Annotated in this window: 11 protein-coding genes; 3 read left to right on the forward strand and 8 right to left on the reverse strand. The window is 44.0% G+C overall.

Annotated features, from left to right (window positions below):
• The first annotated feature begins 47 nt into the window (after nt 1-47).
• Nucleotides 48-3,752, forward strand: coding sequence for a PQQ-dependent sugar dehydrogenase (locus GGD38_RS09005; RefSeq protein WP_375298333.1), 3,705 nt, complete (start codon nt 48-50; stop codon nt 3,750-3,752).
• A gap of 58 nt (nt 3,753-3,810) precedes the next feature.
• Here the strand turns inward: GGD38_RS09005 and GGD38_RS09010 are convergent, their stop codons facing one another.
• From GGD38_RS09010 to GGD38_RS09025, 4 genes are all read right to left on the reverse strand, one after another.
• Complete coding sequence (locus tag GGD38_RS09010; protein WP_375298332.1) at nt 3,811-5,394, reverse strand: RagB/SusD family nutrient uptake outer membrane protein; 1,584 nt, start codon at nt 5,392-5,394, stop codon at nt 3,811-3,813.
• Nucleotides 5,395-5,416: 22 nt separating this feature from the next.
• Nucleotides 5,417-8,728, reverse strand: a complete 3,312-nt coding sequence (locus GGD38_RS09015) for a TonB-dependent receptor (protein ID WP_375298331.1) — start codon at nt 8,726-8,728, stop codon at nt 5,417-5,419.
• 239 nt (nt 8,729-8,967) lie between these two features.
• Nucleotides 8,968-10,203 (reverse strand): FecR family protein, encoded by a 1,236-nt coding sequence (locus GGD38_RS09020; protein WP_375298330.1) that lies wholly within the window; start codon nt 10,201-10,203, stop codon nt 8,968-8,970.
• Nucleotides 10,204-10,282: 79 nt separating this feature from the next.
• Nucleotides 10,283-10,867 carry an RNA polymerase sigma factor gene (locus GGD38_RS09025; protein ID WP_375298329.1) on the reverse strand — a complete coding sequence of 195 codons (585 nt, stop codon included), beginning with the start codon at nt 10,865-10,867 and terminating at the stop codon, nt 10,283-10,285.
• Nucleotides 10,868-11,063: 196 nt separating this feature from the next.
• On the opposite strand from GGD38_RS09025, the gene corA reads away from it, so the two are divergent.
• A complete protein-coding gene (gene corA, locus GGD38_RS09030) occupies nt 11,064-12,038 on the forward strand; it encodes a magnesium/cobalt transporter CorA (RefSeq protein ID WP_375298328.1) in 975 nt (324 codons plus the stop codon).
• 75 nt (nt 12,039-12,113) lie between these two features.
• Here corA and GGD38_RS09035 read toward each other — a convergent pair whose 3' ends face one another.
• A complete protein-coding gene (locus GGD38_RS09035) occupies nt 12,114-12,431 on the reverse strand; it encodes a carboxypeptidase-like regulatory domain-containing protein (RefSeq protein WP_375298327.1) in 318 nt (105 codons plus the stop codon).
• Between the two features lie 160 nt (nt 12,432-12,591).
• Entirely contained in the window at nt 12,592-13,041 is a 450-nt protein-coding gene (locus tag GGD38_RS09040; protein WP_375298326.1) for an RrF2 family transcriptional regulator, read from the reverse strand.
• A 93-nt stretch (nt 13,042-13,134) separates the two neighbouring features.
• Between GGD38_RS09040 and GGD38_RS09045 the strand changes: the two genes are divergently transcribed.
• On the forward strand, nt 13,135-13,623 hold the full coding sequence (locus tag GGD38_RS09045) for a hypothetical protein (RefSeq protein ID WP_375298325.1): 489 nt from the start codon (nt 13,135-13,137) through the stop codon (nt 13,621-13,623).
• 61 nt (nt 13,624-13,684) lie between these two features.
• Here GGD38_RS09045 and GGD38_RS09050 read toward each other — a convergent pair whose 3' ends face one another.
• Both GGD38_RS09050 and GGD38_RS09055 read right to left on the reverse strand, forming a co-directional pair.
• On the reverse strand, nt 13,685-15,379 hold the full coding sequence (locus GGD38_RS09050) for a RagB/SusD family nutrient uptake outer membrane protein (protein ID WP_375298324.1): 1,695 nt from the start codon (nt 15,377-15,379) through the stop codon (nt 13,685-13,687).
• A gap of 30 nt (nt 15,380-15,409) precedes the next feature.
• On the reverse strand, nt 15,410-18,601 hold the full coding sequence (locus GGD38_RS09055) for a SusC/RagA family TonB-linked outer membrane protein (protein WP_375298323.1): 3,192 nt from the start codon (nt 18,599-18,601) through the stop codon (nt 15,410-15,412).
• Nucleotides 18,602-18,634: the final 33 nt, after the last annotated feature.

Below are 18,634 nucleotides of genomic sequence, written 5' to 3' on the forward strand. Positions count from 1 at the left end.
AAACCCCGCCCCATATACCTTATCATCATTAACCAAGCAACCATCATATGAAAAAAACAAACATCCTCAAAGCATGGCGGGTGCTAATAAACCTGTGCATAATACTATTTGTATTACAGTTGTACGTGCAGGCACAAACACTACCAGCCAATTTTCAACGTGTACAGGTAACTGCATCATTAAGCAATCCTACTGCAATGGCCTTTACGCCCGATGGCCGTGTTCTTATTTGTCAGCAAAGCGGGCAACTAAGGGTAGTAAAGAACGGCAGCCTTTTATCAACTCCAGCTGTTTCATTATCGGTAAATACAAGTGGCGAACGCGGCCTTATAGGTGTAGCCGTTGACCCCAACTTTACCACCAACCAGTACATTTACCTTTACTACACGCATACTTCGGGACCGCATAACCGCGTAAGCCGGTTTACTATGACAGGCGATGTGGCAGGTTCAGAAACCGCCATACTTGATCTGCCTACATTAAATGCCATCTATCATAATGGTGGTGGTTTAGCCTTTGGCAACGACGGCAAATTATATGTTGCAGTTGGTGAGAACCAGGTAGGTTCTAATTCACAAAACCTCGATAGCTATCTTGGAAAATTATTACGCATTAACCCCGATGGCACCGTGCCCACTGGCAACCCCTTTACCGGCGGCGCGGCCCGCAGCAGGGTGTGGGCGTATGGTTTAAGAAATCCCTTCACTATTTCCGTAGACCCTGTAAGCGGAAAGATACTTGTGAACGATGTGGGCAATGCCACCTGGGAAGAAATTAATGATGCTACTACAGGTGGTCGTAATTTTGGCTGGCCCGATAAAGAAGGTATGTGCACCAGTGGTTGTACCGGTTTCACCAACCCTATTTATGTATATGCAACCAACCGCAACGATCCCCCGCCTGCCGGGCAAGGCTGCGCCATAAACGGCGGTACTTTCTTTAATGGGGCCATTAGTAATTATCCCGCTACTTACAACGGGCGATACTTTTTTCTCGATTACTGTGGCAACTGGATAGATCATATTAACCCAACCGTTGCATCACCTACCCGTAGCAATTTTGGTACAAGCTTAGGTAGCGGACTGGTATATATAAAACAAGGTACAGATGGCAATCTATATTATTTAAGCAGGGACAATAACGCCCTGTATAGAATTATTTATACTGGTACGCAGGCGCCGGTGATTACCACGCAGCCACAAAGTATTACTATATCGCAGGGTAATACGGCTACGTTCAGCGTTACCGCTACGGGTAATCCGGCGCCTACGTACCAATGGCGAAAAGGTGGTACCAATATTTCCGGTGCCACGTCAGCCACCTATTCAATTACCAATGTGCAACCCGCCCATGCAGGCACCTACAGCGTTGTTGTAACCAATAGCTCCGGCTCTGTTACCAGCAACAATGCCACCTTAACAGTAACACAACCCAATACAGCACCTGTGGCCACCATTACCAGTCCGGCCAATGGCACATCATTCAGGGCAGGCACTGTTATTAACTTTACAGGCACTGCTACCGATGCAGAAGACGGAACATTACCCGCTGCTAACTATGAATGGTGGGTTGATTTTCACCATGCCAATCATATTCACCCCGGACCAGATATTTCAGATGGCGCAAACGGTGGTTCATTCCCCATTTCTGCCGAAGGCCATACGGAAACCGATATCTGGTATCGGTTATACCTGGTTGTTCGTGATGCACAGGGCGCACGTGATACAACGTATGTAGAAATATTCCCGGTATTATCAACCCTTAATTTACGCAGTGAACCAGCCGGTTTACAAATACGGTTAGATGATGTTCCTTTTGCCACTCCATATACCACACCTGCACTGAGCGGTATGATACGGCCTATGGAAGCCATTTCGCCACAAACAGTAAATGGCACAACGTACCTGTTCGATCATTGGGCACATGGCGGCACGGCCACACAAAACATAACGATCACAGATAATGAAGCCACCTATACGGCCCATTTCAGGGTAGCACCGCCGGCCATCACATTTACTCCTGTCCATGATGCTTATGTGCGCGACGGCACCAATGCCGGTATTACACATGGTACTACCGATTCTACCCTGCTTATTACCAAATTATCGCCAACCGGCCAGTTAAACAATGCCCGTGAAAGTTACCTGATGTTCGATCTTACTTCACTAACCGGCAATGTTTCATCGGTACAACTAAAAGTATACGGCAAGGTTGATCTTACTACTGTGCCCAGCGTACCGGTTGGCGTTTTTTCGGTTGCCAATACTACGTGGACCGAAAACACCCTTACCTGGAACAATAAACCTGTAACCTCGGTTTCGGCACTGGCATCAAAAACCGTTACCAATGCAGCTGCAACCTACTATACATGGGATGTTACGAATTACGTAAGAGCCGAACTGGCGGCAGGCCGCAAAAAACTGGCTTTTGCCATGAAGAGCGAGTTGGCACATGATCCCCGCATATTCTGGAATTCAGCAGAGTTTGGTAGTAACCCACCGCTGTTATCGGTTATTACAGACAGTACCACAACACCCACATGTGAGCCGGTAACCGCCAGTGGTAATGATGGTAATGTGCCCGCCAATGTGCTCGACAATGATCTTAACACCCGCTGGAGCGCCAATGGCGATGGGCAATGGATACAGTTCTGCCTGGCAAACAGCACCACTGTATCGGGCGTACAGATCGCGTTCTACAGCGGCAATACCCGCGCTTCAACTTTTGATGTATTAACGGGTACCGATGGCCTTAACTGGACAACAGCCGCAAGCGGGCTTGTAAGTAGTGGTACTTCATTGAACCTGGAGACCTTTACCTTTACACCGCGTACCGCAAAGTATGTTCGTATTGTTGGCCATGGCAATAGTGTAAATGCCTGGAATAGTTATACCGAAGTAAAAATACAAACCAGCACAGGCAGTCAAACCATTACGCTGGCGCCTACGCAGGATGCGTATGTACGTGATGGCGCCAGCGCCACCATTACACATGGCACTACCGATTCAACATTGCTTATTACCAAGGTAAATCCAACAACAACCACCGGTAATAACCGGGAGACGTATTTACTTTTCAATACGGGCTCTGTAACTAGTGTAAGCGCTGCTACTTTAAGGGTTTATGGTATTGTAGACCTTACCACTGTGCCCGGTGTACCGGTTGGCGTATTTCCTGTTGCCAATACTACCTGGACGGAAAACACCCTTACCTGGAATAATAAACCTGCGTCGGGGACCACAGCACTGGCAACTGCCACGGTTACCAACACCGCCTACAGTTATATTACCTGGGATATTACCAGCTATGTGCAAAGTGAATTGCAGGCGGGTAGAACCAATATATCATTGGCGCTTAAAAGCCTCACAGGGCACGATCCAAGAATATTCTGGAAATCAGCTGAGGCAGGTTCAAACCCACCGCAGCTGGTAATTACTACAAATACCATGCTGGCGCGCACTATGACGGTGGCAACAGTTCCGACTGTAACCAGATTGAAAACAACACTGGCAAGCTATCCCAATCCGTTCAGGGAAAGCAGTACCATTACATTTACGTTACCTGCGGCCGGCCATACGCAACTGGCAGCATTTGATATAACCGGTAAACAGGTGGCGGTATTGGTGAATGCTTATTTACAGGCAGGTGACCACCGGTCATTGCTAACCACACATCAGTTACCTGCCGGTATTTATGTACTGAAGCTTGTGCATAGTGGAAATATTATTACCACAAAGCTGGTGAAGGAGTAAAACAGGAGAAAATATAAAGCTTAGTAGAAAGGCGCCCCTTGTGGAGCGCCTTTCATTATTAATAGTTCGGTGTTTGACCGAGGTTGGGGTTAAGGTCACGTTGTATTTGTGACACCGGCCACCAGTAATCGCGGTCTTTATCAAAACTGCGGGTAACTATTTGCAGGTTCTGCGAATTGAATACCGCGCCTTTCATTACAGTTTCTGCAATCTTCCACCGGCGGATATCAGTATAATAAAATCCTTCAAAGGCAAATTCCACTCTGCGCTCATGGCGAATAAGCTCGCGCATTTCGTCTTTGGTTTTACCGGCAGGTATTGCGTACGGCACAAGGCCTGCACGCTCACGAATTCGATTTACTGCACTATATACCGAAGCATCGGCACCTACCGCTTCATTCTGTGCTTCTGCATACATCAGTAATACATCGGCATAGCGTATAACCATATAATTGATCTCTGAACGGCCGGCCTGGTTAATAAGATTGGCTGTTGCCTCTTTATCGTAAATACTGTATTTCTTTACGCCATAACCGGTTTGTTTAAAAGGGTCGGTTGCGGTAGTTACCTTGCCAATATACGTATCGCCGGGATAAACAATTGTTTGGTACATACGTGGATCGCGGTCAACATATGGAGTAGCTGCATTATACAGGGGCGATTGGGATGGGGGTAAGCCATCTTTCATATCATAAGCGTCGATGATGCTGCGCAATGGCGCGTTTGTATTATACTGGCGGTCGATGAGATCGAAGGAACTACCCAAACCGGTGTTGGTTATTGAATACTGTACATCAAAAACACACTCCACACTGTTTTCATTGGCGGGTAAAAACAGCGACCTGTAATTCGGGAACAGATCGTAGCCTGTATTGGGCAGGTCTATAACCGCCTTTGCAGCAGCAGCGGCAGTAACCCATTTGGCCTGGTCATTATTAGGGTTATTGAGTGGGCTGGCTTCAAACAACAGCACCCGGGCCTTTAAGGCAAGCGCAGCGCCTTTGGTAGCACGACCAAGATCGTTACCGGTAAACTTAACAGGAAGCACAGCTGCTGCTTCATCCAGGTCTTTGAGTACCTGTTTTACCACATCGGCTCTTGGGCTTCGAGGCAGGTTTTGCTGGGCAGCCAGGTTGGGTTCATCGAGGATCAACGGCGCATCGCCATAATACATTTCTAACAGCGAGTAAAACAATGCACGGAGGAATTTGGCTTCTGCCTTCATTCTGTTCTTTGTATCATCGGTCATTTGAATAGGATCAATGCGGGCCAACAAGGTATTCACACGGCCTATACCCCGGTAACAATCTGCCCACCGTTGGCCAATAACACCGGCAACTATATTTCCGGTGGTAGCATTGGCTGCATTATGTGTGCCCATGGCTATAAAACCAAAACCGGCTGAGTTATCATAGTTATATGCATTGGGCGTTGCAGTTTCTTCCCATAACGGCGTTGCATAACCATAAATGCCGTTAAAGGTGAGGGCCTGGTAACAACCGCTTAACGCCGCGGTTGCATTCTTCTCCGAGGTCCAATAAGTGGCATCGGTATAACTATCATTGGGGTTTGTGTTCAGCTCTTCTTTTGAACAAGCGGTGAACACAATACCTGTTATTATAATAAAGAATATTTTTTTCATCTGAATACTGTTTCAATGATGATTAAAAGTTCACATTTACGCCAAAGCTGAATGTTTTGAGGGAGGGGTACTCATAGAAACTATCGCCCGTTACGCTTTTTTCAGGATCGAAGTCTTTAAACTTCGTAATGGTCACCAGGTTCTCGACATTTACAAACAAAGAAACTTTGCTCATGGTGAGTTTTGAAGCAATACTTTCGGGCAGATTATACTTTAGCTGAATATTCTTCATACGCAGGTAAGAGCCATCTTTTAACCAAAATGTAGATGCCGCGTAGTTCTCAGGCGCACCGGTTGGTGTTGTCAATATTGGCAAACGGGCATTGGGATTATCGGGTGTCCACGAATCGGTAGCCCACTCCTTGGTTACACCCGCACCATTATTGAACGGGGTGGCCAAATTCACAGTCGGGTACAGGTCTATACCCTGTACACCCTGCCAGAATGAAGAAAGCGTAAAGTTCTTATAACCTACATTTATATTGAAGCTATAATTGTATTTAGGAATTGAGCTACCGGTAATAACGCGGTCGTTACCATCTATTTTGTTATCCTTAACTACGTCATTGTATTTAAGATAACCTGGTTTTACCGCACTGCTTACTTTGGCGCTGTTATCTACCTCGGCCTGGTTTTGATAAATACCTGTGGCCTCGTATAAATAATACGCATCAATAGGATAGCCTTCTTTGGTAATCCGTCTGGTGCCTATGAGGCTTTGTCCGCGCAGGTCAATCACTTTATTCTTTACATAACTTACCGACCCGTTCACTTCATAAGACACCTCCCCTATTTTACGGCGATGGCCCAGTGAAACTTCAAAACCCGTATTATCTACCGTACCAATATTTTGAACAGGTCCGCCAAGACCGCCTACCTGATCAGGTATCAATACACGACGCAGGATATCGGTAGTACGGCGTTTGAAAACATCTACTGCAACAGACAGTTTACCTTTCCATAATTCAGCATCAACACCGGCATTATAAGAAGTGGTAGACTCCCACGAAATACGGGGATCGTTGTAAGCGGTAACCGCCGCACCCGGTGAAATAACATTATTAAAACTATAGGCATATGTATTACCAACGTTCACCGTTTGGCGATAGCCGAACATAGGCGATTGCTGGTTACCCAGTTTTCCTATAGAAGCACGCAGCTTTAATAAATTCACATCAGCCACTTTAAAGAAGTTCTCTTTATCAATACGCCAGCCCGCAGAAACAGAGGGATACGCACCCCAACGATGTCCTTCGGCAAAACGTGCCGAACCATCGTACCGAATGATACCTTCGAGCAAATACTTTTCTTTATAGTTATAACTCAACCGGCCAAAATAAGAGATCAGCACATCTTTCACCACTTTACCAGTGGTACCCAGGTTGGTGCTGCCGGCGCTGAGATCGGTTAGGGTGTTATCGAAATAACCTTCAGCATGACCGTCGAACCGGCTGCTATCAAAACGGTTATAGCTTTGTCCGGCCATAGCCGTTATCTGGTGATCACCAAAGGTTTTATTCCAGCTAAGGGTGTGGTATACCGAAAGCGACAGGTTGTTTTCATCATAGTTATTGCTGGCGGGGTTGATATTATAATTATTAGGCGCCCCCGTCTTTGAATTGTAGCTTATAAGAAGCGGTACAAATGATCTTGAATACCCATCGAGCTTATCAACACCAAGATTGAAATTATAAGTAAGACCGAACGGTAGTTTATATTCAGCAAAGATTTTGGCCAGTATACGTTGCGGAGCATTGTAATTGCTGCCTTCTTTCAACAGCATAATGGGGTTTTCAATAGTATTACGGCCCGGTGTTGCAAATACCATGCTGCCATAACGGCCATCGGGCAGGTACGGCGTCATAATAGGCAGCACCCGCGTTAACCGGGTAAAATAATAATTGGTAGCATCGCCACCGCCAAAGGCAGGCTGGGTAAATGTTCTAAGGTTACCTATTATGCTAGCTCCTACCTTTAACCGGCTGGTAGCCTGGGCGCTTACATTCAGGTTGAGCGTATACCGGTTGGCATGGTTGGCAGCAACCAGAATACCATCCTGGTCCATATACCCTAATGCAAAGTTGTATGTTACTTTATCGCTACCGCCGCTAAAGCGTAGGTTATGCTGATGCATAGAGCCGTTCTTCATCACATAATCGAACCAGTTAAGATTGGGATATGTATATGGATCGGTGGCCATGCCATTTTTATATTCTTCAATTTGCGCCGGGGTATAATCAACTGCAGAAGGAGATTTGCCTTCATTGATCAAGGCCTGATTTTTCAACTGCATATATTGAATGGGGTCCCACAATACATCGGGCAAAAAGGTAGGCTTTTGAATGCCATAGCTATAATTGTAATTGATCTCCATTTTACCTTTCTTGCCGGTTTTGGTAGTGATCAATATTACACCATTAGCAGCCCGTGAACCGTAGATAGAAGCTGCCGCATCTTTCAACACGGTAATGCTTTCAATAAAATTAGGATTGATCTCATTGAGGTTGTACTCAATGCCATCAACCAGCACCAGCGGGTCGTTGTTATTGAGCGTGCCTATACCACGAATACGAATGGTACCTACATCCTGACCAGGTTTGCCGCCCGCCTGATTCACCCAAAGACCCGAAACACCGTGTAATGCCTGGCTGGCGTTGGTGGTAGGCGTGTTCTCTTTCGACTTCATATCGAGCACCGATAAAGAACCGGTAACACTCACTTTCTTTTTTACCCCATAACCAACTACCACAAACTCATCCATATCGCTGGTAGCAATTGATAATTTGATATGCAGATCAGTTTCGGTGCCCAGCACTTTTATTTCACGGGAGGCATAGCCTACAAATGAAACCACCACGGTTATATTGGTTTTAGATGTAACAAGGTTGAATGCGCCATTGTTATCGGTTGTAATACCACCACTTTCACCTTTAATGGTAATACTTACGCCGGCAAGCGGCTGTCCTTTATCATCCGTAACACGGCCTTTTATTTCGGCCCGTTGTACTTCTTTAACCGGCTGCTCAGGAGTAACTATTTTATCAATTTTCTTTACAATAATGGTTTTATCAACCAGGGTATACGTAACCGGTTGTTTGTTAAAACAAAGGTCCAGTACCTGTTCAACCGGTACATTCTTAACATCAATACTTACCTCGCTGGTATTTGCCAGCATTTGCGTAGTGTACAGGAAAACGTAACCGGTTTGTTTACGGATCTGTTTAAACAGGTCTTCCATTCTGGCGTTTTTAGCCTGCAGCGTTACCCGCTGTGCGTAGGAATGGGCGCTTACCTGTATACAGGCTGCCAGTAGAAAAACAACCGTCAATTTCATTATCAACAGCGTTTTGAGGTTCGGTAATCGTTCCTTTAAGGGAACGCGAAAATTTGTACCTGCCAGGGCAGGACATAGCAATCTCAATTGCATACATTTGCAATGTTTGGGTTAAGAAATAGTAGTCTAGCAAGAATTATATGATTAGCCCATCATCGCCGGGAGCTGCTCTAACAGCGCCCGGTTTGTTTTTATGGCTTATCAGTATATTTATTTCAAAGGTTAAGGCCAATGGTGTTTTATCTGCGTGTAACGATTATTTGAGCAGCTTCGCCTGAAGCATTTTTCTTCTGTATTTTGAATTGTATTACATTGGTTAGTTCGAGCATTTTCAATACCTGTGATAATTTTTCCTGCCGGGTAATGGCACCTACAAAATTGGCATCGGGAAGCGCGCCTTCATATACTACGTCCACATTATACCAACGCGATAATTGCCGCATTACCGATTGAATGCTGTTACCGTTAAATTCAAACCGGCCGTTCTTCCAGGCCATTACTTCCTCTATATCCGGTGAATGGTGAATATCCAATCGGCAATCGGCAATCGGCAATCGGCAATTAGCAACAGCCTGTTCTCCCGGCTTTAAGACAACCGATAATTCAGCATCCTTTGTTGTTTCACGTTTCGTAACCCTCACTTTTCCTTCCAGCAAGGTTGTTTTAATTCCCGGTTCATCGCTATAGGCATTGATATTAAAACTTGTTCCCAGCGCCTGCACGCTTGCTTTTCCATCAACATCAACTATGAATGGTTTTTCTTTATTTTTTGCCACTTCAAAGTACACTTCACCGGTTACGGTAACCCGCCGCTCATTACCAATAAATGCGGCGGGATAGGTTATTGAAGAAGCTGCATTCAGCCACACGTTTGAACCATCCGGAAGCAGCAATTGAAACTGCCGGCCCCTGGGGGTGGTCATGGTATTATACAGCATTTCTTTTCCCGACTGCATGGCATCATACACCACCTGCCCGTTTTGAATTTTTATGCTGGTATTTCCCTGGGTAGCAATAATGCCGTTGCCCAAACTATCGAGCAACAGTTGCTTTCCATTGGCCAGTTTAAGTATGGCGCCATCGTGGCCTGGAAAAACATCAGTGGCTGCGGGCTGGCTATTTAGTACAATGGCTTGTGGCTTATTTTCCTTATTACTCAAAAAGTAAACAGCAATACCTGTAACCACCAGTAACACGGCTGCAGCAGCTGCATAGCGGTACAAACGGCGTAGTTTGTGACTCCCCTTCTTATTTGCATAAGCAGTAGCTTCATCTTCAATAGAGGCATGCACTGCGTCATAGATCCTGTTCTTTAGTTCCTCACGATCCTTGGCAAAATCGGCAGGAATGTGCAACGCGTCTTCCTCCTGGTTAAGCCAGTTGAGGTATTCCTGCTTTTCCAACTCAGTAATTGAGCCATCGAGCAGCTTCCGGGCCAACTCATTGTACCGGTTATGTTGTTCCTGATCGTTCATTTAAAGAAACAGCTTTATAACAAGGTCAATTTATAAGATCGATACCCTGTATGTGTTTAGAAATATTTTTACGGGAGTATTAAAACAGCCAGCTATCAATAAGAATGAGTAGACTAATAAGATTACCTAGGCCGGTACGTAATGCTTTAAAAGCACGACTGATATGCATTTCAACCGTTTTTTCAGAAATATTCATTTCAGCTGCTATCTGTTTGTAAGAAAGACCATCATCGCGAAGTGAAAATGCCAGCGCACATTTTTCGGGCAATCGGGATAATTGATGATGCAAGCTGTGCTGCAATTCCCGAAAAGAAAGCCAGCTTTCAGTACTGTTATCATGTTGGGGAGCGGAGGCCAGGTCTTCAGTGATTCTCGCTGCCTGCTTATGCCGCTTTGCCTGGGCATTGATAATACGATATTTAACAGCTACTACCAGGTATCCGCCAATGGATTGTTGTATCTCAAGCGCTGCCCTGCGGTTCCACAGGTCGAGGAACAGGTCCTGAACAATATGTTCGGCTTCGTACAGGTCATTCAATTTTTTGCCGGCCAGAAATAGCAGCTTATCCCAATAACGTTCATAAAGTTCTGAGAAAGCCTTATGATCGTTTTGTTTAAGAAGTTGAACAAGTTGCTCATCAGTATATGTGCAGTAGTGGTCCATTAACAGCAATCATCAAAAGTAGTTACAGTTTCATATGGCAGGGAAAACGCCCTGTAAACTTAATCAAAAGATAAGATTAGGCGCGTGACCGACTATTCAATATTTTAACTGCCCCCTAAGACAAACGATTGCGTATTTATTTTATTTACGGAAATTAGAGATACAAATACCAAATGCCATTTTCAAAATATTGCATATGAAAGAAATTGTCAATTGTGCCGCCTATGCTGCCGGCCACCGCACCGAGGACCTTGACCTCGACAGCATTCATGAAATATTAAAAGCTCCCGGTAAGTTTGTATGGATAGGACTGTATGAACCTTCGGAAGAAATACTGGAGCGGGTACAAAACGAATTTGGCCTGCACGACCTGGCTGTTGAAGATGCGCACCAGGCGCACCAACGTCCCAAAATAGAGTTGTATGGCGACTCGCTTTTCATTGTGCTGCGAACCGCACAAATGAGTGCAGACAGGCATATACAATTTGGCGAGACACATTTTTTTGTTGGGTCAAATTATATTGTAGTTGTTCGGCATGGTTCATCAGTAGCATATACCGATGTGCGGGCCCGTTGCGAATCGATGCCTGAATTGCTGAGCAAAGGACAGGGATTTGTTCTCTATGCCATTATGGACTTTATAGTTGACATGTACTTTCCCGTTGTAGAAAAAATGGAAGAGGCATTGGAAGCCATCGAAGACAAAGTATTTAAAGAAAACCCCAGCCGGCAAACAACAGAACAGATATACCAGCTGAAGAAAGACCTGCTGGAAGTAAAACGTGCGGTATCGCCCCTTATAGACATCTGCAATCGCCTCATGCGGTTCGATATTAAATACATTACGCCCGAAACACAACCCTATTTTCGTGACATATATGACCATGGCCTGCGCATTAATGAAATGGTGGATAATACAAGGGAGCTTTTAAACACGGCGTTGGATGCCAACTTTTCACTGATCTCTATTTCGCAGAACGATACTTCGAGAAAGTTTGCCGGCTGGGCCGCTATTATTGCCGTGCCCACCATGGTAGCCGGGTTTTATGGTATGAACTTTAAGTTTATGCCCGAGCTACAATGGACCTATGGTTACCCGTTTGTAGTGTTTGGTACTTTCTGTATTTGCGCTGTGGTTTATTATTTGTTCAGGAGATCGGGGTGGTTGTAGGGGTGTTCCTTATTTCATAAATAAAAAATCAGGGCAATTAAATTACCCTGATCAATTACACAGAAAGCTCTTTTTTTATTTGCTTAAAGTAATATTTCCAAGATCGAGCACTTCGCCATCTTTAATAACCACACCTTCTTTTACAAAATCTTTGTAAGGAGCCGTAGCTTCTACAACGATCTTGTAAGTGCCTGCTTTCAGGTCGTTCAACTGGAAGGCGCCCTGAACCAGGGCTACCTTGGTTGAATCGTTTCCAATAATAGCCCAAACGTATACGGCACTTTCCGCCGGACTGATGGTTCCTTTAATAACAGAGGCAAATTTAACAGAGAAAGAGAAAAATGCAACAACAGGGATCAATAACAGGGAAAGGGGAGCGAATTTACTTTTCATAGTTATACAGTTTTGGGGTTGAGACTATGGCGCACCCATTACCAACTACTATGCCATGCTGTTAATTGTCCTGCATATTTATAATAATTTAATAGGTAGTTAATACGTTTTTAATTTTTAAATGGGATAAAGGAGAATAACTACATGTAAATCTACCTTACTATTTGGCAGGCCGCTTTTTACTAATAACCCGGGCCCCTTTATCAATTTCGTCAACAAGAAGCTCAATGGTCTTATTCTCAAAAAGCTGAATCAGTTGCTGTTTAATAAGCTTATATTCTGCATGCATAGGACAAGCCATTTTTTCAGAGCATTGAATTAAACCCAGTACACACTTCTCCAATATCTCATCTTCACCCATTGCTTCAAGAATACAACGCGAGGGCAGTTTTTTGGCTTTATCTGCAATATAAAATCCACCGTTAGGCCTCCGAACAGAACTAACGATCTTATTATCTTTTGTAAGTAATTGAAGGATCCTGGCGGTAAATGGCCTGGGCGAACCTATTGCCCTGGAAATTTCATCAATTCCCAGTTTATTCTCTTCAGAACCCTTTTGTGCAATAAAAATGGCTGCCCGCAGCGCATACTCGGTTGACTTAGAAAACATGAATGCTAATTAATAGATATAACAACAGAACCCATTTGTACTGCATCACGAAAATATCAGAAACTAAAGAAAGAGCAGTTACAATCACTCAACTTGCCAGCGGAAAGTTATAAGAAGCAATTGGCAGAAGTGCTGGATAAAGAATGTTTATGTATAGGCTTAAGCAATTCGGCAGCTATTACCTATAAAAATACTTTTGTTAAAAACCTGAATGCCGTAACCATTTGCCCCGGGCCAAATATTGTTAATTTCTCGAACATTGTGTCACTGCAAACGATGGTTGATCATATTTACGGTAGAACAAATATTCTTTCGGGCAATGACCGGCCACATATGTTTATTGCGGAACTTAATTTATACATTGATCATCTTAAAGAAATGTTGATAGAAGACCGTCAAACCGGGCAGCTTGATAAAAACAAAAAGAAACACATTTCCTTTTATCAAAATCTCAGGAATGGCATATTGTGTTACAGCGGTCTTCCATGTGTTGCAGATACCAACAGGGAAACTTTTAACTGGTTGCTCGATTTGGCCAGCGTAGAACTCGACTGCCTGAGTTACCAATATGATCTCAACTAAATTCAAAAGGGCCCTCCTAAAACAGGAAGGCCCTTTTACAATAAAGTAATTGTATGATCAATTAGAATTTAAACGGCAGATACCAGTTCTCCTTTTTCATTAACCTGGCCCTTACTTCAACGGCTGCAGGATTATTTTCAGCCACGAGTTTGTTATATATTTTATCTGCAAGGAATGCAGGATCGTTCCTTCTTAATGCAATGCGCACCAGATCGCTCCAGCGCCTGCCTTCATAAGCAAGTTCAAGACCGGCTTCACTTACAACCTGGTCTTCTATAAACAGGGTGCTATCGCCCGTTACTGCCGGCGAATATAAATTAGCTCTCTTTCGTATGCCAGCGTTTGTACACCAGTCACCTATAATTTTCGGATTATCGCTTTTGCGTGCATCAAAATTATACGGATTACCTTCATTGGTTATTCTGTTGGGTATAGTAGTAAGCCCCTGGTTCAGCAAAGCATACGCCAGCGATTGGTGCGCATCGCGGTTAGCAGCTTCTGCAAAATCGAGGTGCAAAGAAGCTGCCCGGTACAAAAACCATTTGCCGTTCTTTTTAAACAGGTTGGTGGGGATAAAGCTTTTTTCATCCAGATAATTGTACAGGTATTTCATGATCACCGGCTGATCGTTCAGCATACGCCAGCTAAAGATCTTTCCTCTTGCATCATATGTAAAATCATTTTTCTGCACCTGGCTGTTCCATTTATCAATAGCATACTGCGATGGTTTCAACAGGTAACTTCCACCTCTGTTCGAAAAAAGGCTGATAAAAGGATCAACAGGTTTAAAGTTCTCATTAAAAGGCAAATACCAGATCCATTCATAGCCAAACAATTTATCCTCGCTTCGCGCAAAGATGGAACGCCATCCCTGGCTGTTATTGTCTACCAGCATATTTTCATCCCATTCTCTGTACCGGACATAGCCAACAGCCAGGTCATTATTATCTGCTTTGGAGCCCTCGGCTATACGGTTTGTATTCAGATCGCCGGTACCGCCTGTTTCCATTACGCTTTTAAAAGCTACAGCAGCTTTACGATAATCGCCTTTCCACAGGTAGAGTTGCCCGGCCATCATTTGTTTATTGATAAAGAACTTATTGGTTGCATAACCATCCACAGCAGTGACCAGGCTGGCTGATGATGCGTAAGGCTGTGTGTAGGGCAGTGCCTCCATTTGTTTGGTGAGTGAATCAATCAACTCGCTAAATTCAATGCGAGGCATACTGCTTACTGCTTCCAGTGAAGCTATATCGGCTAATTCATTGGTTACATACGGAACTTTTCCGAAATGAATGCCTAATTGCAGGTACAACCAGCATCTGAGGGTAGCTATATCTGCATACCGCATATTATACTCTTCTACCTTCAGCTTTCTATCGCGCAGCATTATATCGAAATTATGCAATACATCGTTGCAATTGAGTATTACCTCGTAAAACGGTTTCGGGTTTGCATACGGATTACCTTCCTGTACCCGGTGCGTTTCCAGCTGTTGCAGGTTCACATCGGCATTGGTGGTAACAGTGGCCAGGTCGCCCCTTAGTTCATTTAGTACCACATACTGCTCAGCAAGGCCCATAAATTTTCCATATACGCCTATTACTGCCGCATCTGCATCAAATACGTTCCTGTACATGTTCTCTTCGTCAAGCACATCTTTTGGCTCTACATCGAGCACTTTCTTGCACGATGATATTGCCGCCAGTAACAATACACTACATACAGCACTAAATATTATTGACCTTATTTGCATAAAATTCTTCTGTTGGTTGAAATAAATAAATTATAAACCAATACGCACTCCCGCCTGCACACTTTTATATTGAGGTTCTGGCACTATATCCATCCCTTGTCCGAAAACGCCATTTACGGTGCTGAATTCAGGATCATAGCCAAGATATTTTGTAAGTGTGAACAGGTTATTGCCTGTGCCATATACCTGTATGTACTTTACGATACCTGGTTTAACCGGTACGTTATAGGCAATCGATACTGTTCTTAGTCTTACATAAGATCCATCTTCTATCCACCTGTCAGAGAAACGGCTATTGCTCATGGGATCGCCCCAGGTAGCTTTGGGTGTGCTTGTTACCTGGCCGTTTGTTTTCCAACGGCTCAGTACTGCCTCTGTCTGGTTGGCATAACCGCTCATCGATTCTAATTGCCGGCGGGTATAATTGTATATATCATTGCCATAGCTGTATGTGAATAATACATCGAGCGACCAGTTACCATATACCAACCGGCTATTTATTGCACCGTAAAAATCAGGATTGGGATTACCAATTACCTGTCTGTCATTTTCATCGATCACATTATCGTTGCCGGTTGTATTTATAAAACGTACATCACCGCCGCCAAAAGCAGTAACACCGCCGTTGGCATTTTTATTATATAAGCCTGCAGCGGCAGCATCTGCATCAGTGGTGAATATACCTGCGGTCTTATACCCATAAAACAGATTGGGCGCATTGCCTTCAGCTGTAATAATGGTACCGTCGGCAAAATCAGTAAGGAAAGCTCCTGCCGGTAATTTTGTGATCTTTGATTTGCTCTGTGCAATATTGAATCCCACATCCCATTTAATGGTTTTGTGATCGATAACGCGCGCCTGTACAGCTGCTTCCCATCCATTGGTACGCATGCCACCCGAATTGGCAACTATATAGTTCATGCCACTCATGGTAGATGCAGCTGTATATACGATCATTTTATCGGAGGTATTACGGTATGCATCAACACTTATATTCAACCGCTCATTAAACAAAGCAATGTCGGCGCCGGCATTTAGTTTTGTCACCGATTCCCATTGCAGTTGCTCATTGCCAATATTACCACGTACGAGCCCGGATATTCCAAGCAGGTTTTGCGCTACATAATATTTACGGGCTGTGAAATTGCCGATATCGTCATTACCGGTTTTACCTATAGAAGCTCTTACTTTTAATAAGTCAACGAAATTGAACCGAGACATAAATTTTTCAGAAGAAACAAGCCAGGAACCGCTTATTGAAGGAAAGAGTGCCAGCGCGCGGCTGCCTGCCTGCAAAGAAGCCATATTACCTTGCGGAATATTTCTTCCAAAACGTGAAGAGCCGTCTGCTGCCATATCGAAAGCAACATAATATTTGCCTGCCATATTATAGCCTGCATGCAGGTAAGTATTCAACCAGGTCCATTGGCCAAGGCTGCCGCCTATGCGACGTAAAGCATTGACGCCATATTGCACACCCTTTAACTGATCGGTAGCCGCATTAAAACCAAACCCATTGTCCTGCTCGGCATTATTTCTTACATATCGTATACCCAGCTGGGCATCTAACTGGTGAATATGGTTAAATGTTTTATTATAGGCCAAACGGGTATCATTGAAAATAGTAAAAGTTCGTATCACCTGTGCACCCGACCGGTTGTAGGCGATGGCATTATCAAGTGTATCGGGTACGATCCCTTTTTCAGGCACAAAAAACGACTCCCGTATTTTATCAATGGAAACAGCAATAGTGGATGCCAGCGACAGCTGTTTTGTAAGCAGATAATTGAATTTTACCGAACCATTGAACCGGTAGCTTTTATTAAGTGCCTGCATACTCTGGATAAGCGCGCCGGGATTACTTATATTAAAAGTATCTCTATCTGCCAGTACAGGCGATTCTATTCCATTATCAGCTACTTCGTTCTCAGGCAGAAAAGGCGCTTTTATTAAAGCTGTATAAAGGGGGTTCGTGGTAAGGCTTAGTCCCATATTCTTCAACTTCTGCTCGTTGTAAATAAAGCTGAGGTTGGCAGCAGCAGTAAGCCTGGGGCTGAGATTAAGATCGGCATTAAACCGCATATTATACCTGGTAAGGCCTGTGTTTTTGACAACGCCTGCGTTCTTTAAGAATCCCATTGTCAACGCATATTTTGCAATATTATCGCCACCTGTAATTCTCAGGTAACCGTTTTGCATGGTGCTGTTGTCGAGCACTTTCTTCTGCCAGTTGTTGGTATAATGATAGCGGTAATAGTCGGGGTTGTTTACATCATCATTCATGTAGGGAAGCGCCTGCATGCCTTTATCGGTAACCCCTTTTGACTGCAGCATTTCTGATAAATACACTCTGTAATCCGAAGCATTCATCATAGGTATACTCTCAGGCTCAAAATTTACACCACCATACAATGCAACGTCTATTCGGGTAGCTTCCTGTTTTGAACGTGCAGTTGTAATTAGTATTACACCGTTTGCTCCTTTAGCCCCATAAATAGAAGTGGCATCTTTTATCACTGTAATATTGTCAATATCCTTACTATCGATAAAAGCCAAAGGGTTATTATATGCGCCGGAACTCAGCGGTGTTCCATAATTACTATTATCAAAAAAAACACCATCTACTATTATCAATGGCTGGTTACTTGCATATAAAGAGGTATATCCACGCAAAAAAAGATTGGCGCCTATATTGGGGGTACCCGAGCGACGAATGGCATTTAGCCCGGCTACTTTACCTTGCAAATAAGCATCCGGCGTTTCGGGCGTACCCTGCCAGTTTCCTTTTGTTTGTACAGAAACGGATGCATTACTTAAATAGCTTTTTGTTGTTATACCTAAAGGTGTTGTGATGTCATCATAAAAAGAACTGTAATCATTTTCGTGTAGAAAACCTTTTACAATAGCCATCCCTTGCAACGCCAGTTCTCTTGTCTGGTATCCATCGGCCTCTATCCTTATGGAAACGTTATAACCGGGTACTTTCAATAAAAAGTTACCCAGGCTGTCAGTAATGGCTGCGGTCGCATTTTTATAAGTGACCCTTGCACCACTCAAAGGTTTACGATTTACGGCATCTGCAATGGAGCCTTTTACATCTACAAAACCAATTGGTGAAGCAGGTACATCAATAATAGAATCGGTATTGGCAGCATCCTGAGCATGCAGGTGGTTGCAACACAGTCCCATGCAAACGGCAAATACAATCCTTTTCATCATCATGCTACGTAGTATAGTTGTTTGTATGCACATGAA

The organism is Niastella sp. OAS944 (assembly GCA_024809215.1).
Lineage (GTDB): Bacteria > Bacteroidota > Bacteroidia > Chitinophagales > Chitinophagaceae > Niastella.